This is a genomic window from Bradyrhizobium sp. 141 (assembly GCF_023074055.1).
Lineage (GTDB): Bacteria > Pseudomonadota > Alphaproteobacteria > Rhizobiales > Xanthobacteraceae > Bradyrhizobium.
This window is the reverse complement of the sequence record NZ_JADPKR010000048.1, coordinates 47,543-66,150: the sequence shown is the minus strand read 5'-3', so window position 1 is coordinate 66,150 and position 18,608 is coordinate 47,543. Positions and strand designations below refer to the sequence as shown.

General features: G+C 62.1%; 23 protein-coding genes. 15 read left to right on the top strand and 8 right to left on the bottom strand.

Annotated elements, in window-relative coordinates; translation table 11 throughout:
* The first annotated feature begins 96 nt into the window (after positions 1-96).
* From IVA81_RS14185 to IVA81_RS14155, 7 genes are all read left to right on the top strand, one after another.
* Positions 97-864: a hypothetical protein gene (locus IVA81_RS14185; RefSeq protein WP_247318772.1), complete on the top strand. Its 768-nt coding sequence runs from the start codon at positions 97-99 to the stop codon at positions 862-864.
* Positions 861-1,040, top strand: coding sequence for a hypothetical protein (locus IVA81_RS14180; protein WP_247318949.1), 180 nt, complete (start codon positions 861-863; stop codon positions 1,038-1,040). Before IVA81_RS14185 ends, IVA81_RS14180 begins: the two co-directional genes overlap by 4 nt.
* The gene (locus tag IVA81_RS14175; protein WP_247318756.1) at positions 1,040-1,615 is read left to right on the top strand and encodes a hypothetical protein; all 576 of its coding nucleotides are present in this window, start codon (positions 1,040-1,042) and stop codon (positions 1,613-1,615) included. Before IVA81_RS14180 ends, IVA81_RS14175 begins: the two co-directional genes overlap by 1 nt.
* A gap of 113 nt (positions 1,616-1,728) precedes the next feature.
* Positions 1,729-2,046, top strand: coding sequence for a hypothetical protein (locus IVA81_RS14170; protein WP_247318753.1), 318 nt, complete (start codon positions 1,729-1,731; stop codon positions 2,044-2,046).
* A gap of 167 nt (positions 2,047-2,213) precedes the next feature.
* A complete protein-coding gene (locus IVA81_RS14165) occupies positions 2,214-2,561 on the top strand; it encodes a hypothetical protein (RefSeq protein WP_247318750.1) in 348 nt (115 codons plus the stop codon).
* 2 nt (positions 2,562-2,563) lie between these two features.
* Positions 2,564-3,817, top strand: a complete 1,254-nt coding sequence (locus tag IVA81_RS14160) for a hypothetical protein (protein ID WP_247318747.1) — start codon at positions 2,564-2,566, stop codon at positions 3,815-3,817.
* A gap of 6 nt (positions 3,818-3,823) precedes the next feature.
* Positions 3,824-5,611 (top strand): glycosyl hydrolase family 28-related protein, encoded by a 1,788-nt coding sequence (locus IVA81_RS14155; RefSeq protein ID WP_247318744.1) that lies wholly within the window; start codon positions 3,824-3,826, stop codon positions 5,609-5,611.
* A 40-nt stretch (positions 5,612-5,651) separates the two neighbouring features.
* Here the strand turns inward: IVA81_RS14155 and IVA81_RS14150 are convergent, their stop codons facing one another.
* The 6 genes from IVA81_RS14150 to IVA81_RS14125 form a co-directional block, all read right to left on the bottom strand.
* On the bottom strand, positions 5,652-5,867 hold the full coding sequence (locus IVA81_RS14150; RefSeq protein WP_247318741.1) for a hypothetical protein: 216 nt from the start codon (positions 5,865-5,867) through the stop codon (positions 5,652-5,654).
* 596 nt (positions 5,868-6,463) lie between these two features.
* Positions 6,464-6,703, bottom strand: coding sequence for a hypothetical protein (locus IVA81_RS14145; protein ID WP_247318740.1), 240 nt, complete (start codon positions 6,701-6,703; stop codon positions 6,464-6,466).
* Between the two features lie 23 nt (positions 6,704-6,726).
* Positions 6,727-6,894, bottom strand: coding sequence for a hypothetical protein (locus IVA81_RS14140; RefSeq protein ID WP_247318737.1), 168 nt, complete (start codon positions 6,892-6,894; stop codon positions 6,727-6,729).
* 25 nt (positions 6,895-6,919) lie between these two features.
* Positions 6,920-7,375, bottom strand: coding sequence for a hypothetical protein (locus IVA81_RS14135; protein ID WP_247318734.1), 456 nt, complete (start codon positions 7,373-7,375; stop codon positions 6,920-6,922).
* Positions 7,376-7,397: 22 nt separating this feature from the next.
* Positions 7,398-7,814 carry a hypothetical protein gene (locus tag IVA81_RS14130; protein WP_247318731.1) on the bottom strand — a complete coding sequence of 139 codons (417 nt, stop codon included), beginning with the start codon at positions 7,812-7,814 and terminating at the stop codon, positions 7,398-7,400.
* A gap of 27 nt (positions 7,815-7,841) precedes the next feature.
* Entirely contained in the window at positions 7,842-9,029 is a 1,188-nt protein-coding gene (locus IVA81_RS14125; protein WP_247318729.1) for a tyrosine-type recombinase/integrase, read from the bottom strand.
* Positions 9,030-9,061: 32 nt separating this feature from the next.
* Between IVA81_RS14125 and IVA81_RS14120 the strand changes: the two genes are divergently transcribed.
* Positions 9,062-9,706 (top strand): DUF47 domain-containing protein, encoded by a 645-nt coding sequence (locus IVA81_RS14120; RefSeq protein ID WP_247318725.1) that lies wholly within the window; start codon positions 9,062-9,064, stop codon positions 9,704-9,706.
* Between the two features lie 72 nt (positions 9,707-9,778).
* Positions 9,779-10,786: an inorganic phosphate transporter gene (locus IVA81_RS14115; protein WP_247318723.1), complete on the top strand. Its 1,008-nt coding sequence runs from the start codon at positions 9,779-9,781 to the stop codon at positions 10,784-10,786.
* Here IVA81_RS14115 and sugE read toward each other — a convergent pair.
* Positions 10,779-11,093, bottom strand: coding sequence for a quaternary ammonium compound efflux SMR transporter SugE (gene sugE, locus IVA81_RS14110; protein ID WP_247318720.1), 315 nt, complete (start codon positions 11,091-11,093; stop codon positions 10,779-10,781). The two genes, IVA81_RS14115 and sugE, sit on opposite strands and share 8 nt — an antisense overlap.
* A gap of 171 nt (positions 11,094-11,264) precedes the next feature.
* Between sugE and IVA81_RS14105 the strand changes: the two genes are divergently transcribed.
* Positions 11,265-12,887, top strand: coding sequence for a peptide chain release factor 3 (locus tag IVA81_RS14105; RefSeq protein WP_247318716.1), 1,623 nt, complete (start codon positions 11,265-11,267; stop codon positions 12,885-12,887).
* Between the two features lie 218 nt (positions 12,888-13,105).
* Complete coding sequence (locus IVA81_RS14100) at positions 13,106-13,681, top strand: hypothetical protein (protein WP_247318714.1); 576 nt, start codon at positions 13,106-13,108, stop codon at positions 13,679-13,681.
* Positions 13,682-13,729: 48 nt separating this feature from the next.
* Here the strand turns inward: IVA81_RS14100 and IVA81_RS14095 are convergent, their stop codons facing one another.
* Entirely contained in the window at positions 13,730-14,686 is a 957-nt protein-coding gene (locus tag IVA81_RS14095) for a TIR domain-containing protein (RefSeq protein WP_247318711.1), read from the bottom strand.
* A 135-nt stretch (positions 14,687-14,821) separates the two neighbouring features.
* Here IVA81_RS14095 and IVA81_RS14090 point away from each other — a divergent pair, with 135 nt between their 5' ends.
* From IVA81_RS14090 to IVA81_RS14075, 4 genes are all read left to right on the top strand, one after another.
* On the top strand, positions 14,822-15,472 hold the full coding sequence (locus IVA81_RS14090; RefSeq protein WP_247318708.1) for a queuosine precursor transporter: 651 nt from the start codon (positions 14,822-14,824) through the stop codon (positions 15,470-15,472).
* Positions 15,473-15,536: 64 nt separating this feature from the next.
* Positions 15,537-16,121: an NnrU family protein gene (locus IVA81_RS14085; RefSeq protein ID WP_247318705.1), complete on the top strand. Its 585-nt coding sequence runs from the start codon at positions 15,537-15,539 to the stop codon at positions 16,119-16,121.
* A gap of 72 nt (positions 16,122-16,193) precedes the next feature.
* A complete protein-coding gene (locus IVA81_RS14080; RefSeq protein WP_247318946.1) occupies positions 16,194-17,786 on the top strand; it encodes a class I adenylate-forming enzyme family protein in 1,593 nt (530 codons plus the stop codon).
* Between the two features lie 165 nt (positions 17,787-17,951).
* Positions 17,952-18,605, top strand: a complete 654-nt coding sequence (locus IVA81_RS14075) for a tetratricopeptide repeat protein (protein WP_247318702.1) — start codon at positions 17,952-17,954, stop codon at positions 18,603-18,605.
* Positions 18,606-18,608 lie beyond the last annotated feature (3 nt).

Below are 18,608 nucleotides of genomic sequence, written 5' to 3'. Positions count from 1 at the left end.
TTTGTTACCCCTGCAACCGATCCGAGTAAAGACCGGGTGCGTTGCGGCTATGCCACACCTGAGGCGAATGTCTCCGCATTCGAACGGAGGCCGGTCGTGGCAGTCAATCTCGATGCCCTGAAACTGAAGAACGGAAGCCGCTGGGCCGCGATGCACGTGGATCCCAAGCGTGTGCCGGCGTTCGACGTCACGGCCCGCAGGCTGCTCGATCTAGGCGCCAGGGCTCGATTTATCGGCGTGCAGGAGCGGCTGCGCCAAGAGGGCTATAAGCCCGTGCCATGGTGGTTCATCGCGGTCGTCTCGGTGCGCGAGTACGGCGGCCCGCCGACGTGGAACAAGCAGCTCGCGCAGGGCCAGCGCCTCGACCAAGTGTCGACCATCGTTCCAGCCGGCCGTGGACCGTTCCTGTCACATCCCGGCGACTTCACTCCGCGGCCTGGCGACGTCAAGCCGGGCAACGACGCTTGGACACGCGGCTGCCTCGACGCGCTGATCGACTGCGCGCCGCATGCCGCCAAATGGTCGGACTGGTCGCCGGGCGGCACCATGACGCTGTTCGAGATGTACAACGGCCTGGGCTATGCCGCGATGAAGCCGCCACAGCCATCGGCCTATGTCTGGTCCGGGTCAGATCAATACGTCTCGGGAAAATATGTCCGCGATCACGTCTACGATCCCGACGAGGTCGACGTGCAGCTCGGCTGTGCGCCGTTGCTCGCGCGCATGATGGCGCTCGACCCCACCATCAAGTTCGGCCTGCCGGAAGCGCCTCACGGCGCGCCCCCGGCCGCTGAGCCCAAGCCCGAGCCGGATCACGGCTTCTGGGACGAAGTCGTCGAATTCCTCACCCGAAAGGTCATGTGACCATGCAAGTCTGGCACCTCATTCTCATCCTGATCGTCACCTTCGCCGCCGGCTATGCCGCCTCGATCTACAGCTGGCAGTGGATCAAGGAACATTTCAACGGCGCGCTGACTGAAGCCCGTCGGCTGCGCGCGCGGGCCGAGGAGCTCGAGGCCAAGATCCGGAGCAAAATCTGATGGACTGGTCAACCGTTGGACAGCTCGTCGGCCAGGCTGCCCCGACCATTGGCGGCATTCTTGGCGGTCTCATTCCGGTGCCTGGCGGTGCTATTCTTGGTCAGGTGGCTGGCAAGGTCCTGGCCGAGGCCTTGGGCGTTCCGCCGACGCCGACCGCGGTCGCGAGCGCCATCCAATCCGGCGACCCGGCCGTGATCCAGGCGAAGCTGAGCGAGGCTGAGGCCAAAATGCAAGCCGAGGTCGAGACGTTCAAGGCGTCTGTGGCCGACGTTCAGGACGCACGCCGCACGAGCCTGGAGTACGACAAGCAGGGCTCCTCGATCCGCTGGGCGGCGTCGATCGTCTCTGTCATCGCCGTTTCGGGCTTCTGCATCTTCTCCTACATCGTGATCGTGCGTCCCAGCGGAGCTGACCGCGACATCCTGATGTATCTGCTGGGCGTGTGGAGTGCGGCGTTCACGAGCGTTCTGAATTACTGGCTCGGCTCGTCGGCTGGATCCGCGAACAAGGACGATAAACTCGCGGCGATCGCAGCAGCGGCGCCGGCGAAGCCGCCGACCGTCGTTAGACGATAAGCGGGATCGCCGGCATGCGCGAACATGCCGACGTCCCTAACCCGCGCCTGGCGCAAACCAGGCACAGGCTGGGCTCCGTCCTAGCGAAGAATGGTAGCTAGGGGCTTAATGGAATGGGACTGACTTTCGAGTGGACGGTCAAACTTGGTGACATCCTCACGATGGGAGGGGCGATTATGGTTGCCGCTGCCTTCCTCTACAACAGAGGCGGCAAAGAGGCCGGTGATCAGATGACCCTACGAGCCCTCTCCAAGGAATTCGGCAAAATGCAAACCGAGTTCAAGGCGTTCAGCGAGACGCTGCAGAAGATCGCTGTGCAGGAAACCAAGATTGAGCTCCTGATGAAGTGGTACGACGAGCTCCGGCACGGCGAGGGGTTCATCCAGGGGCCGCGTCGGGCGAACGTTGATGGCATGTACAAGCGGGACTAGACCGGAGTGAAGCAGATGCAGCGGGTTGGCCGCTGGTTCATTGCTTGGATGGTCCTAGCCCTCCTGCTGGTGGCCACCCTCGGATGGGTGCTAATCGCCAGATGACCTAGTGCGTTGCGGCAGTGTCGTCCGGCGGCAGGATACTCCAAACCCACGGGGATCTTGCCATGAAGCGCTTCCTGCTTGCTGTTGCCATCCTGCTGCTGCCCGCGCAGGCTCTCGCGTCCTCCTGCAATGTCACCGAGTTCTCGCTGAACGCGCCGAGCGGCGTGCAGGTCGCGCAGGTGCCGCCTCTCGTCGACCAGAGCCCGGTGACGACGTCTGGCACATCGGCGCAGTCCGCAGCCTTTAGCGGCGACACCAAGATGATCCGCGCATGGTGCGACACGCAGTCGGCGGTGGCGTTTGGATCGAACCCGACGGCGACCACGAACAACATGCCCCTGTCAGCCGGCGTGCCTGAATATTTCAACGTGATTCCGGGCCAGAAGGCCGCTTTCATTCTGAGGCCGTAGCCATGGCCGTCGGCAAGCAAGGCGCAGGTTTCAGCCACCTCGGCGGTGTCCTTGGGGGAGTGGCGGGGGGGATTCCATTTACCCAGAACCTGACCGCCGCGACCACGACCAAGCTCCTCGCCGGCTTCCAAGCCATGCAGGCCGGCACCCGCAATATGAACATCGCCATCATGGGCAACAGCACCGATCGCGGTGTTGATGAAGGCGCCTCGCCCTACAATACGCAGTATCCGCTATCGCTGGCCGAACAACTCGCCGCCGTGTTCCGCAGCGACGGCATCGCCTCTGGCGCCAACAATTGGTACGGCATTTCCGGAACATCGCTGAACGACTACGTGATCCGTGACAGCCGCATTACGGTCGGAGGAACCTCGGCTATGGGCTCGTCCGTGGTGCAGGGCGGCGCCGGCCTGTCCATGTCGAGCGCGACGGCAACCATGACGTTCACGCCGCAGCAGAATTGCAATACGGCGGACATTTACACTCTTCAGAACTCGGCTTTCAACGGCGCGCAACTCGCTGTCTTGGTCGATGGCGTATCGACGGCGACCATCACGCAGAATGCCACCAACACCATTCGCAAAACGACGGTTTCGCTTGGCTCTGTCGGAGCCCACACGATCACCATCAATTGGGTGTCCGGCTCGAACGCGCTGTTTGGCATCGATTGCTACGACAGTACGCGCAAGGAAGTAACCATCAGGCAGTGGGCGCAATCCGGCGGCACTGCATCCCAGATGATCGATAACACTGGTTCTCCCAGCGCTGGCCGCCTCAACCAACTCTCTCTTTACCCCGTCGATTGTGTGATTGGTGATCTGGGGCTTGTGAACAGTTGGCGGAATAACATAGCCGTTGCGACCGTCAAAACGCAATGCGAGGCCCTGATTGATGCCGTTCATGCGGCCGGCGGGGATTTCATCTTTACAGAGCCACCCTTTGACAGCGGCTCGGCCGGGAACACGGCGAACCAGCAGCAATATGTCGATGCAGTAAATGCATCCTGCCTCGCGAAGGGATGTGCCATCTTCAAGACCAGACAGGCGCTCGGCAGCAAGACAGCATCAGACACCGCCGGCTACACGCGCGCATCGGATTTCGTCCACTACACCATCGCCGGTCAAGCATGGCGCGCTGGGCTTCTCAAGCCTGTGCTCCTTTATGGCATGGGAGTGATTGTCAGTAATTGGATATTGGCGGCTTCGTTGTGGAACGACGCGGGCGCGTGGGTCAACACAGCAACTTGGAACGGGTAATCATCAATGACGCAGCCTTCAATCAGTAACGGACAGCTCGGCTCATCCGTCCGCACGCTTCTCAACAACACGATCAAGCGTTGGTTCAACGTCCTCGACTACGGAGCGGTCGGTGACGGTACGACCGATGATTACGCAGCGGTCGCCGCGGCTCTCGCCGACATCTACACCAACAAGGGCGGCACGCTCGTCTTCCCGTACAAGACTGCGGGCTATAAGCTCGGGACCGCCGTTTCGGTCGATGTTGGGCAGTTCTCCGGCAACGGCGGGATCACTATCGAACTGAACGGCAACAAGATCGCGCCGAGCCATGCCGGTTGGTGCTTCGATGTTGCCACCAACTTCTTCGGCGCCAATAACTCCGGCAATACCAAGCCGGTGATCATCAATGGCGGCGGGGCGATGATCCAGACATCGAACAGTGCGGCATCTGGCGGCGTCCGTTTCTCTGATTGCGTGCGCTTCGTTGCCCGCGACCTCAATTTCGTTGGGTATAACGCCGGCGATGGACTCCAGCTTTTCATCTCCACCACTAACCAGTCCACTTGGTGCGAGTTTGGCTTGCTATCGAACATTAATTTCTACGCATGCCTGAACGGCCTGTATTGTAAGACGAATACGGCAGTTGCGGCGAGTTCGTTCCTCGGGTGTCAGTATGAGATGCTGACCGGCAACGGTACGGTCAACAACGCCAAACTGTTCAACCTTGAGGGGGCGCACACCAATAGCGTCTTCATTAGCTGCGGCGGATTCTACAATCAGAGCGGGGCGACAGGGAATAACGGTTTCTATCTGAACGGCAAGTTTCAGGGATGCACCTTCACGAGCCCGTGGATTGACTCGGCCGGCACGCAAAGCGTTGCGACTGACATCGTGTTTGGTGCGAACTACACGGCCTCGGCGAGCCAGTTCCCGACCCTTGTCAACACGACATGGATCAGCCTGCCGGCGGCGTGGCAGTCCAAGCTTTATGTCATCGGCCCGTATCTGACGATAGGAACCGCCGGCTCTGGCACGGTGATGACCGGGCAGGCGCGGGAAGTGCTCGCTGCGGATCGGACCTACTACGTCAATTCCTCGACCGGCTCGAACAGCAACAATGGCCTGACTTCCGGTTCTGCGTTCCTGACGATCGCAAAGGCCATGTCGGTTATCGGCACGCTCGACTTCAACGGCTTTGGCATCACCGTCAGTTGCAGCGGGTCGTTCTCGGAGCAGGTGACGATTCCTGTCACGACGGGGCAGACGAGCGCGGCAAAGCTGGTCCTCGACGGCGGCGGCACCGCCACCATTACGTCCGCAACTTCCTCCGGCGGCACGATCGAGTGTCCGAAGGGCACGCAGTTCACGATCCAGAACATCACGACCACCAATACCGGGGCGACTGCCGCTCGTGGCATCTCGGTGCGTGGTGGCCGCGTTGTCATTGGCTCGGGTCTTACGCTCGGCGCCGTCGCTAACGGCTGTCAGCTTTTTGCCAATGCGGGCGGGTTCATCGATTGCAGCGGACAGACCATCACAGTGACGGGGAACGCCACGCAGTTCGCAATTGCCTCTTTCGGCGGGTACATCTCGTTCTTCTGTACCCTGGCTTTCGGTACGCGCACCTATACGACGACGTTCCAGGCGTCCGACGCAGGACAGATCGAGGTCAACGGCACCTTCACGGGGACCGTCACAGGTTCAAGGTATTCCGCGACGATGGGCGGGATTATCGAGACCTATACGGGCAACACGTCCTATCTGCCGGGTAGCACTGCCGGGTCTACGGCGACTGGCGGGCAGTACGGTTAAAGCCCGTCCACTCCCTTCAAGGGATCGGATCGGTAGTGGCTCAGGGGGAGCGTGGAAGTGGGTCGTCCTCGCACGAGTCGAAGGTGTGCTGTTCGTAGCACTCCTCCGAGCACAGGAATTCGATATCTTCCTCGCCGTGACCGATCCAAAACCATCCGAGCGCAGGCTGCGTCTTGCCGCACATCATGCATTCGGCCTTTGCCGCCACGTGCTTGAACAGTTCGTCCGCGAGCTGCCGTGTCTGCTCGTCCGTCATGGCACTTTCCCTCCTTGCCCAGCAGCAATCATGGCTTTGTACCGGATCTGGTGCTTCATCGTTACCGGCACCCATTCCTGCGTCGGCCGCTTCCCTGGCGACATGGACGCGCAGGCGGCCTTGATCATTGCCTTGGTAGCCTCTTGCGGCACCACAACGTAGCCGTCTGGTGCGATCTGCCGTGCAAGCCATAATCGGAAGCGCATAGTCGGTCCCTGCTCAAGAACTCTGAAGCCGCCGCTCAATGGCCCGCAGTGCTTCTTCAGTTGCTACGGCCTTGTCGATGTCTGACTTTAGATTTTCATCCGCCTCGTGTCTGCAACGAACGTACATGCACTGCCTATGCCGGGCACAGGAGTTCGGCGAATGACATCCAATAGGCCAGTTGCTCATGGGGGGCTCCGGTGGTTGTCGGTCATCTGCGCCAAAGCGCGGCTTCTTTCGGGCCGATGTATTGAACGCAAATCTCATCCGGCCCCTCCCATCCCAGATGGCCTACCTTGCGCGGATCGTCCGCCTCAACGTAAGCCATCGTGATAAAGTCGTTGGATGCCCAAAGGATATTGCCTTCCTGCCATCGCTTTACGGGGCCGCAATCAACCGCCACGATGTTCCCCATTCGGCACGGAAACACCCCCAGATTGGTTCGCGGCGGCGACGATCAGGGCCGCGACTTGAGCTTGAAGCGCTTCGAGCTCGTCTTGATTGTCCTCGGTAACGCCCCAATCCTCCAGATCCAGCCGGCAAACTACATCGCCATTGCCGTCGTAGATCGTCGTGTACTGCCAACTGTTCGCCGTGACAGTCCACGGCAACGGCGCGTCTTTCTTCGTCACTTTGATTCTCCTTGCCGCACCATTTACCCGTGCTGGCGGTAAAATTGCCGCAGCGCCTTCATCTCGTCGAGCGTGAGAGGCGGCATGCGGGCTCGTCGGACAATGCCGAGATCCAGCTTGTCGATTGCCTTCTCAAGATTAATTTTGAACAGCCGATCCTGTTCGGTTTGGTCCGATGTTGTCAGCGTCATCGTCTCTCTCTCCCCGCCAGAACGATTAACCCCTAATTGTCGCCAACGCCTCGTCTGCGACCTTGGCGATGTTCTCGGGATGGGCGCCCTTGTTGGCCTTTATCCACTCCAAGTTCCTTTCACCAATGCGTTCTCCAGGCCCCATCCAGAGCCATGGCATGCGCAGCGCAGTCAGCGCGATTTCGCGGGTTTGGTCTTCGCTCGTGGTTTGGGCGATCCGTTGGAGTGCCCGGCAGAACTCAGCGCAGCTTCTACCGTTGTCGTCGGCGCGCGCAGTTTCGATGGCGAGGCGGTCGCGTGGGATGGTCTCCCCGATTGACGATCCCACCAATCCCTCAGCTTTCTCTCGTTCCTTGCGAAGCCGCCCTGAACCGAACGGGATACCTTCGACATGGACTGTCACTCCCATCAGTCGTGAAAATTTGGCCACCAGCCAAATGCGCCAGTGAGGCTGGTGCTCGATAAGGTCTAGATTGGGCATCATCGTTCTCCTCGTCGGAACATCAGGCCGTCTTCTTCTTGCGGCGTGGCTTCCAATCCAGCACTACGTCGTCCTTACCGAGAGGGTGGACCGATCGGTACGAGTTGTCGTTGACCACGATCTTGTCATAGCCATTGGTGCGCATGTTCCAGCGAAGGGTTTCTTCCTTCGGGTCGTTCCGCGCCTCGACCTGGGCCAAGGTCTCGACCTTCCCGCCGAGATGATAGAACTGGCTTTCGCCAATCCGATTGCTGTCCATGTCGGCGTCACCGCGTCCGCGGGTGGTGAACCGGAAGCCGTAAGGGGTGGCGCCGTAGCGCTCCACGACATCGTGGGCCATCTCCATGGCCTTATTCACGTCCCAGGATTCGATCGGCTTACTCGACTCCTCAGACACGAAGGTGCCGGGGCTGTAGAACGTAACGAAATGCTTCTTCATGGTGGGTTCCTCATTCCTCACATCGGACTAGCCGGCCGTCCGGAAGCGGTGTGCCAGGCGCTTCTGTTGGACTCCTGCGATCTTGTTCGCGGCGCCGCGGCTGTAGCGTTGCGTCTGCGAAATGTCGCTGTGCGTCGCCGCGTGCTTCACGTGCTCGATGTCCGCCCCGGCTTCCGTCGCCTCGGTGATCGCGCCAGCTCGGCTGTCCTGGTTGCGGACGGTCTTCGGGATGCCGCAGGCGTTGGCCACGATCCGCCATTTTCGCCTGAACTCGTTGGCGCTGAATGGAAAAGCGGTCTGCTCGTTCAAAATACAAGGCCCCGTGCGGGGTAGATCGGCGCGCGTGATCTGGTCGGCCGGCTTGCCTTCGCAGTAGATGGAAAACTCTGCCATCACCATCGGAGCATTGCGGAGATCGACCTCGATCTTCTTCTGCTTCTTGCTGGTGATGTGCCGGAGGATCATGTTGTCGTCGATTTCTTCCCAGCGTAGCCCGCGGCCCCATTTCCCGAGCTTCGGGTAGACGACATCGGAGATGCCGGGCTCCGAGAACGGCACCCACTCGCCCAATACATCGCGCTGCCTGAGCATCAGCTCGAACTGAAAGGCCTGGGCCATTGCCATTGCCTCCCAGCCAAATTCATGGGCCTTTGCCCGGTGGGCCTCGGCCATCTCCGCAGTCAGGATCTCCGTCCGAGGCGAGCCCTGCTCGAACTTCAGCTTGCTCAGCACCAACGCCAAGCGCTCACATTCGCGGTTGGCCAGCATGGCGATACCAAACCCCGCTACCGTGCGGAGTTGGCTGATGAAGGCGTGGGCGATCGAGACCTTGCCGTCGCCGCGCCAGCGGGCGTGCCAGCGCTTGAACTCAGGGCCGCCGATCTCGCTCAGCAGGAACCAGCCGTACTGCCCTTGAAGGCGCTTCATGAGCCCCAGCCGGCCCTGCCGCGTGTGGTAGCGGCACTCGTGGAACGAGGACATGGGGTGCGTCTGATATTGCTCGATGAGCCAGCCCAAGGTGTCAGCCGGGAAGGGCTGGATCGCCGGCGGAAGATCTTGCAGGTAGAGGGGATAGGGCGGGAAGGGCTGCCACGCGATGAGCTCGGCATAATCGAGAACATCCCCTGAACAACCGTGCGTCAGTTTTGCACCACTTTCGGTGCATGTTCGCGAGTCGTTCATGCATTCGCTTGCACCTTGTTCAGAATCTGTCATGTCTTAGTCCCTTGATCTAAAGGAGAATTTCGTTGCTTCGGCTCTTTCGCGCTTTCCTGCCCAAGGAAGAACGGTTCTTCGACCTGTTCGACCGGCATGCCCAGACCGTGATCCAGGGTTCGATCGCGCTTCAGGGCATGCTGAACGGGGGTGAGGAGACGCCGGTCTATTGCCAGCGCGTCAACCAGTTCGAGAACGACGCCGACAATATCACCCGTGAGGTGCTGACGGCGGTGCGTCGCACCTTCATCACCCCGTTCGACCGCGGCGACATCAAGAACCTGATCACGTCGCTGGACGACGCCATCGACCAGATGCAGCAGACCGCCAAGGCCGTGATGCTGTTCGAGGTCCGCAGCTTCGAGCCGCCGATGCGCGAGATCGGCGGGCTTCTGATCGAATGCGCCAATCTGGTCGGCCGTGCGCTGCCCCTCATGCAATCGATCGGCCCGAACGTGGCCATGCTGACCGCCATCACGGAAGAGCTGGGCAAGCTGGAGGGCCGCGTCGACGATCTCCACGACATCGGGCTGAAGGAGCTGTTTCTCAAGCATCGCGACGGCAACGCGATGGACTTCATCGTCGGCGCCGAGATCTACGACCACCTCGAGAAGGTAGCCGATCGCTTCGACGACGTTGCCAACGAGATCAACAGCATCGTCATCGAGCAGGTTTAGCGCATGATCCGGAAAAGTGTGCAGCGGTTTTCCGTTCCGATCATGCGCCAACTTTAGGGCAGGGGCCGCGCCGTGGATGCTGCGTTGGGTCTTCCCGTCCTGGTCGGCTTGATCGCCGTCGCGCTGCTGTTCGACTTCCTGAACGGCCTGCATGACGCGGCCAATTCGATCGCGACCATCGTCTCGACCCGCGTGCTGCGGCCGCAATTCGCGGTATTCTGGGCCGCGTTCTTCAATTTCATCGCCTTCATGGTGTTCGGGCTGCACGTTGCCCAGACCATCGGCACCGGCATCATCGATCCCTCGATCGTCGATGCCCAGGTGATCTTTGCGGCGCTCGTCGGCGCTATCGTCTGGAACCTCGTGACCTGGGCGCTCGGCATCCCGTCCTCGTCGTCGCACGCATTGATCGGCGGGCTGGTCGGCGGCGGCATGGCCAAGGCGGGGATCTCGGCCGCGGTATGGAGCGGATTGACCAAGACGGTGCTGGCGATCGTGCTGTCGCCGCTGGTCGGCTTTTTGCTCGCGATGATGCTGGTGGCGATCGTGTCCTGGGCCTCGGTGCGCTCGACGCCATTCGCGGTCGATCGCGCCTTCCGCATCCTGCAATTCGCCTCCGCCTCGCTTTATTCGCTCGGCCATGGCGGCAACGACGCGCAGAAGACCATGGGCATCATCGCGGTGCTGCTGTACTCGCAGGGCCATCTCGGCAGCGAGTTCTCGGTGCCGTTCTGGGTGGTGCTATCCTGCCAGGCGGCGATGGCGCTGGGCACGCTGATGGGCGGCTGGCGCATCGTCCGCACCATGGGCCTGCGCATCACGAAATTGACGCCGATGCAGGGCTTTTGCGCCGAGACGGGGGGCGCCGTGACCCTGTTCATGGCGACCTATCTCGGGGTTCCCGTCTCGACCACCCACACTATCACTGGTGCCATCGTCGGCGTCGGCGCCGCCCGCCGCGTCTCGGCGGTCCGCTGGAACGTCGCAAGCTCGATCGTCTACGCCTGGGTGATCACGATCCCGGCCTCGGCCATCGTCGCGGCGCTGACCTGGTGGGTGGTCAAGATCTTTGTCAAGTAACGAGCTTCAGCCCGACAATCCCGGCGACGATCAGGGCGATGCTGGCAAGACGGAGGGCCGTGGCCGGCTCGCCAAGCAGGACGATGCCCAGCGTCGCGGTGCCGACGGCGCCGATGCCGGTCCAGACTGCATAGGCGGTTCCGACGGGCAGTGACTTGAGAGCAAGTCCGAGCAGGATGACGCTGCCGGCCATGGCCGCGAGCGTGACGACGGACGGAACAAGCCTGGTGAAGCCTTCGGTATATTTCAGGCCGATTGCCCAGATAATCTCGAGAAGACCGGCGACAAACAGGATGCTCCAGGCCATGACGACCCTCCGTTCAAGGCAGGGTCGTCCCCGCGGCTATAGGCTGATGAGCGGGAGGGCCGTCCCTCCCCAGACTATCTTGTCAGGGCCCGATATGGGGCTGGCCGGGGAGCTCCGCAATCACCAAATGAGGCTTGATCAGGCCCAGTTTCCCTGCCACACGCTCCCGCCATGTCCGACATCGCCACCAGCACCGCCGAATCGCCGGCCCGTTCCCCGCTTGCCGCTGAAGTGGCGCGGCGGCGCACCTTTGCGATCATCTCCCATCCCGACGCCGGCAAGACCACGCTGACCGAAAAGCTGCTGCTGTTCGGCGGCGCCATCAATCTCGCCGGCCAGGTCAAGGCCAAGGGCGAGCGGCGCAACACGCGGTCGGACTGGATGAAGATCGAGCGCGAGCGCGGCATCTCGGTCGTGACCTCGGTGATGACCTTCGAATTCGAGGGCCTCGTGTTCAACCTGCTGGACACGCCGGGCCACGAGGACTTTTCGGAAGACACCTATCGCACGCTGACGGCGGTCGATTCCGCCGTGATGGTGATCGACGCCGCCAAGGGCATCGAGGCGCGCACCCGAAAGCTGTTCGAGGTGTGTCGTCTTCGGGATATTCCGATCATCACCTTCATCAACAAGATGGACCGCGAGAGCCGCGACGTGTTCGAGCTGCTCGACGAGATCGAGAAGACGTTGGCGCTCGACACCACGCCGATGACCTGGCCGGTCGGCCGCGGCCGTGACTTCCTCGGCACCTACGACGTCGCCAATGGCGGTGTGCGCCTGCTCGAAGGCGGCGGCGCCAAGACCGGCGCGGCGCAGCAGATCGAGATCGCCGAGCTCGCCAAGCTCAACGCCAATCTCGATGTCTCCGCGGTCAAGGACGAGCTCGAGCTCGTCACCGAGGCCTCGAAACCGTTCGAGCTGGAAGCGTTTCGCGAGGGCCATCTGACGCCGGTCTATTTCGGCAGCGCGCTGCGCAATTTCGGCGTCGGCGACCTCCTGGAAGGCCTTGGCAAGTTCGCGCCCGAGCCGCGCGCGCAGGACAGCGACCAGCGCAAGGTCGAGGCCACCGATCCGCGCATGAGCGCCTTCGTGTTCAAGATCCAGGCCAACATGGATCCGAACCACCGCGACCGCATCGCCTTCGCGCGCCTGTGCTCGGGCAAGCTCAGCCGCGGCATGAAGGCCAAGCTGGTGCGCACCGGCAAGAGCATGCCACTGTCGAGTCCGCAATTCTTCTTCGCGCAGGATCGCTCGGTCGCGGATGAAGCCTTCGCCGGCGACGTCGTCGGCATTCCCAATCACGGCACGCTGCGCATCGGCGACACGCTGACCGAGGGCGAGGATTTCAACTTCGTCGGCGTGCCGAGCTTCGCGCCGGAAATCGTCCGTCGCGTCCGTCTCACCGACGCGATGAAGGCGAAGAAGCTGAAGGAAGCGCTTCAGCAGATGTCGGAAGAGGGCGTGGTGCAGGTGTTCCGCCCGCGCGACGGTGCACCGGCGCTGGTCGGCGTGGTCGGCGCGCTGCAGCTCGACGTGCTGAAGGCGCGGCTGGAAGCGGAATATTCCCTGCCGGTCGAGTTCGAGGTCAGCGAATTCCAGCTGGCGCGCTGGGTCTCCTCGGAGGACCGCAAGAAGCTCGATACTTTCATCGCCGCCAACACCTCCAGCATCGCCGACGACGTCGACGGCGATCCCGTTTATCTGGCGAGGAACGAGTTCTATCTCGGCTACACCAGGGAGCGCGCCGAGGGCATCGAGTTCACCAACGTCAAGGACGTCAAGAAGAAGGGGTAGGGCGCCTACAGCCACACTCCCCGCTGTCATGCCCCGCGCAGGCGGGGCATCCAGTACGCCGCGGCCTCTCGGCTCAATCAATGTCGTCTCTGGAATACTGGGTCGTCCGGTCAAGCCGGACGACGACACCGGAGTTGAAGGCGGGCATGTGAACACGCGTGGGCTTGACGCGTTCATGGACAACGCCACCTTTTCCTGGGGCGTTATGAGCTCACTCAATGTCGCGCGGCATCTTCGTCCTTCTCCTGCTGGCGGTCCCGGTTGCCGCCGACGCGCGGCCCCGCCAGATCAATCCGATTCCATTCTCGCACGAGCCGTGCAGCGTGCTCGACGGCCGGCCCTGCACGCCGTCTTATTGCAGCCCGCTCGAGCCCGGCCCCTGCATTCCCGAGATCGACTACCCCTACGGCCAGAACCTCCAGCTTACGATCGAGAGCGTGCCGTCCGATGCCGACCGCGCCAAATACCGCAAGCCAGGTCACGATCTCGACACGATCGGCGATCTCTTCGCCGAGCTGCGAAGCTGCTGGTCGCCGCCATCTGACAAGGCTCGCGCGGGCATGCAGATGTCGGTGCGCTTCAGCTTCAACAAGGCGGGTGGCCTGATCGGCCCGCCGCGCCTCACATACGCGACCGCAGGCGTGCCCTCTGAGACCCGCACGACCTATCTCAACGCCATCAACGCATCGTTGAACGCATGTCTGCCGCTGAAGTTCACCAGCGGCCTTGGCGGCGCGCTGGCGGGCCGGCCGATTGCGATCCGCTATGTCGACAACAGGCAATTCCCGAACTGACCCGCCATCAAGTTCAGCCCCAGCGGCATGGCCACCGTGGCAGGTTTGTCAGTTCAGCAATTTCCAGTTGTCCAGCTTGCGCACGATGGTGGATTCGAGTTCTTCCATTCTGTCGAATTCATCGTAGGTCAGCCCGTTGAGATCGGATGGCAGTCTCAGCGGTTTCTTCAGCAGGACGGCGACCCGATCGAACGCGCGGAATTTGGCGAAGAGCATCCCCATCTCGAAGATGACATTCTCTCGCGCGCGCGCCGCGAGTTGCTCGTTGGGTTTTCCCAGGCGTCCTTCGTCGTCGGGCGTGGCAAGGATGAAGCCTGCCTTGCATGTTCGGATCAGCTCTTCCAGGGCTGACAGGATCGTCGTTGCATTCTTGTCTTCCCGCAGCAGTACCTTCGGATTGACCTTGTTCTGCCGCAAGATCGATTCCAGTTTCTGCCGGCTCCTCTCGTCCCGTCCATGCACGATGAAGACGTTACGATCGAGCTGAAGCTCCGGGTGCGGCGTATGCAGGGCCAGAGCAAGAATGTCGGTATAGGCTTCCAGAACGCGCATATCTTCCGAGGAGAACACCTTTTCCTGGATATTGTTATGGAAGCAAGCGACACCAAACGGTTCGCGGCCTTTTCCTAGTTTGATCGGAAAGCAGACCATGTTCTGGATGGGGCTGTCGCCGAAGAACTCTCCGCCTTGCGCGCGCGAAAAGACAGTCGGCGTGCCCGTGCGGAAGCAACTGCCGGCGATGGTGCCGCGGTAGCCCAGCGTCGGTGGAAAGCTGTTCCGCTGCCGGGGATCCAGCAGCTCCTTGTCGAACAGGAAATCGTCCTCGTTGAAGAGCACCAGCCTCTCCATTTTGGGATGGTCGATCAGGACCGATCCCGCATCGGCTGCTGGGCTGATGGCGATTGCCGTCTCCAGGAAATTGACGACAATGGCCTCCTGCGAACGGCCGTGGGAGGCTCGAAGAAAATCCAGTATTCTGGCGTCGAAACTGATTTTGTCGGCCATAATAAACCGCCCAATCTATCTGCAATGTCGAGATCATATTCCGCCGGACGCCGAATTCAACAAGAAGTTGTCTTTCGGGGTTGTGGCTCGTAGCTTTGACCTATCAACGCCTGATTGCCCCGGGGCCGTTATTCAATGGACGCCAGGACCAGCTATTTCCTATTTCTGCTCACACTCCATTCGTCGCTGCTGATCACCAGCACGGTCGCCGGCTCGAAACTGTTCGCGCTGCCTTTTGGCCTGGACGCCAGTGCGACGGTCTTCAGCTATCTGCTGACATTCATCATTGTCGACACGATCGCTGAGCTGTTCGGCAGGGAGTATTCCAGGCGGGTGATCAATCTCGGCCTGCTCAGCATGGCCTTGTCTGCCGTCTATTTCGAGTTTGCCGCCTATCTCCCGCCAGCTCCAGGCTGGCACCACCAGCAGGATTTCGAAGCGGTCGTCAGCTCGTCCGTTCGAATCTGGATCGGAGGCTGGATCGCCTACATGGTGAGCCAGCACTTCGACCTGTCGTTCTTCCTCCGGTTGCGCCAGACGGCATTCGGCAAGAGGTCCGTGGTGCTGTCGGCATGGCTCAGCCTGATGTTGGCTCAGCTGCTGGACACCGTCATATTTGTGTCGATTGCATTCTACGGTACCGGCGTCGTCATGCCGACAATCGTTGGTCAGTATCTGATCAAGCTGCTCTTCTCCACAATTGCCGCGCCTCTGGTGAAGTTCAGCATCTCGATGGGACGAGACTGGATCGAAGCGCGAAGCGGCAAGCTGGCCGAGAAGGACTGATGCATTGCGTTTCGCGGGGTGAAGATGATAGCTGATTGAGTACGGTCTGACGCAAGGGGATGTCATGGGTCTGCTGGTGATGGTCCTGGGGCTGGTGCTGTTCTTTGCGGCCCATATTTTCACGACCAAGCGTGAAGCGCGCGCGCAGGCAATCGCGAGGCTGGGCGAGGGGACCTACAAGATCCTCTACACCCTGGTCTCGTTCGCGGGGCTCGCGCTGATCATCTGGGGCTTCGCCCATTACCGCAGCTCCGGCTGGATCGATGTCTGGTATCCGCCGAAGGCGATGAAGCACATCGCGGTCGCGCTGATGCTGCCCGCGGTGATCCTGGTGGTCGCCTCTTATTTGCGCGGCCGCATCTATGCGACGCTGAAGCATCCGATGTTGGCCGGCGTCAAACTGTGGGCGGCGGCGCATCTGCTCGCCAATGGCGATCTCGGATCTATCATCCTGTTCGGCTCGTTCCTGGGCTGGGCGGTGTTCGATCGCATCTCGCTGAAGCATCGCACCGACGCCGGCGGCCCGCCGATTCCGGTGGGCGGCGCCACCAACGATCTGATCGCCGTCGCAGTCGGTCTGGTCGCCTATCTCGCGCTGGCCTTCGCGTTCCATCCGGTCGTGATCGGCGTTCCCGTCATCGGCGTTTAGCCGGTCAGCACAAGACGTGATCCAGCTATCCGTGCGCGGAAGGTGACAAAACGACAAGCCGAGGACGTTCCGATGGACTGGTCGCAATCTCAGATCCCGCCGCTGCGGCTCGAGGCGCGCTTTGGCGATCGGATGGTGCCGGCCTTTTGCGACCGGCCGGCGAACCTGTGGGCGATGATTGCGGACGCCTGCGCCCGCAACGCCGATGGCGAGGCGCTGATCGCGGGCAATGCCCGGCTGAGCTGGCGGCAGGCGGTGGAGCAGGCGACGCGGATCGCATCGGGTTTTCGCAAGCTGGGATTGCAGCGCGGCGATCGCGTCGCGATCCTGCTCGGCAACCGCATCGAATTTCCGCTACTCCTGTTCGCCGCCGCGCATGAGGGGCTGGTGACCGTGCTGCTCAGCACGCGCCAGCAGAAGCCGGAGATCGCCTATGTCCTCGCCGATTGCGGCGCGAAGATCCTGATCCATGAGGGGGCGCTCGCCGAGCGGCTGCCCGGTGCGCAGGACGTGCCCGATCTGATCCACCGCATCGCCATCGACGACGATCCGGCCCGCGCGCGCTTCGCCGCGCTCGCCGACAACGCTCCGGCACCGGCACCGGTCGATGTGAGCGAGGAGGACACCGCGATGATCCTCTACACTTCGGGTACGACCGGCAAGCCGAAGGGGGCGATGCTGGCCCATTGCAACATCGTCCATTCCTCGATGGTGTTCGTGTCCTGCCTGCAATTGACGGCGGCCGACCGCTCGATCGCGGCCGTGCCGCTCGGCCATGTCACCGGTGTCGTCGCCAACATCACGACCATGATCCGCAGCAGTGGCGCGCTGATCATCATGCCCGAGTTTAGGGCGGTCGATTACCTCAAGCTCGCCGCGCGCGAGCGCGTCACCTACACGGTGATGGTGCCGGCGATGTACAATCTCTGCCTGCTGCAGCCTGATTTCGACAGCTACGATCTGTCGAGCTGGCGCATCGGCGGTTTTGGCGGCGCGCCGATGCCGGTCGCGACCATTGAGAAGCTCAAGGCGAAGATTCCCGGCCTGAAGCTGATGAATTGCTACGGCGCGACCGAGACGACGTCGCCCTCGACGATCATGCCCGGCGAGTTGACCGAGAGCCACATCGACAGCGTCGGCCTGCCGTGTCCAGGCGCGCGCATCGTGGCGGTGGATCCGAATGGGCGCGAACTGCCTCACGGCGAGATCGGCGAACTCTGGATCCAGAGCGCCTCCATCATCAAGGGCTATTGGAGCAACCCGAAGGCGACCGCCGAGAGCTTTACCGCCGGCTTCTGGCACTCCGGCGATCTCGGTTCGGTCGATGCGGAAGGGTTCGTCCGCGTGTTCGACCGGCAGAAAGACATGATCAATCGCGGCGGCCTCAAGATCTATTCGGCCGAGGTCGAATCCGTGTTGGCCAGCCACCCCGCCGTGGTCGAGAGCGCGATCATCGCCAAGGCCTGCCCGGTGCTGGGCGAGCGCGTTCACGCCGTGGTGGTGACGCGCGCGCCGGTCGCCGGCGAGGCACTGCGTGCCTGGTGCGCGGAGCGCCTGTCCGACTACAAGGTTCCCGAGACCATGGCGATCACGGCGGACCCACTGCCGCGCAATGCCAACGGCAAGGTGCTGAAACGGCAACTGCGGGAGCTCCTGGAAGCCTGAACCGGGCAGGCGCACCCGGGCTCTCCCGGGTAGTTAACGCCTTGATCGGGCTCGCTTTGCCTTGCCAGCGCCATATCGTTAGGGTACCTCGCCGCCACGCGGGGACGGGATTCCTGACGCGGACGCTTCGGCGCGCGCACCCGGATGGGCATGGGATTAGCATAAGTGTCTGAATTATTTGACGAAGTCGACGAGGAAGTACGTCGCGAACAGTTCAAGAAGCTGTGGGACAAGTATTCGATTGTCTTCATCGCCCTGATGGTGCTGGTCGTAGCCGCCGCCGCTGGCTGGCAGGGTTATAGGTACCTGGAGGCCAGGAAGGCCGCCGAGGCCGGCGCCGCCTTCGAGAAGGCCTCCGAGCTGTCCGAGCAGGACAAGCACGCGGAGGCCGAGGCCGCCTTCACCGAGCTCGCCGCCAAGGCGCCGTCGGGCTATCGCACCCTGGCGCGGCTGCGCGCCGCCGCCGAGGCCGCTAACCGCGATCCCAAAGCCGCCGCCAAGATGTATGACGACCTTGCTGCCGACCGTGGCGTGGGCGGTGAGTGGCAGGATCTGGCGAAGATCCGCGCCGCCGGCCTGCTGCTCGACAGCGCCAGCTATGCCGACATGCAGCAGCGGCTGGAGTCATCCGCCGCGCCCAAGTCGACCTTCCGCCACAGCGCCCGCGAGATGCTCGCGCTGTCCGCCTGGCGTAACAACGACATGACGGCGGCCCGCAAATGGCTCGACGCGATTGGCGAAGACGGCGAAACGCCGCCCGGCCTGCGCTCGCGCGCCGAGGCTCTCCAGGCCCTGCTGCCGCCCGTCGCCAAGAGCTGACGA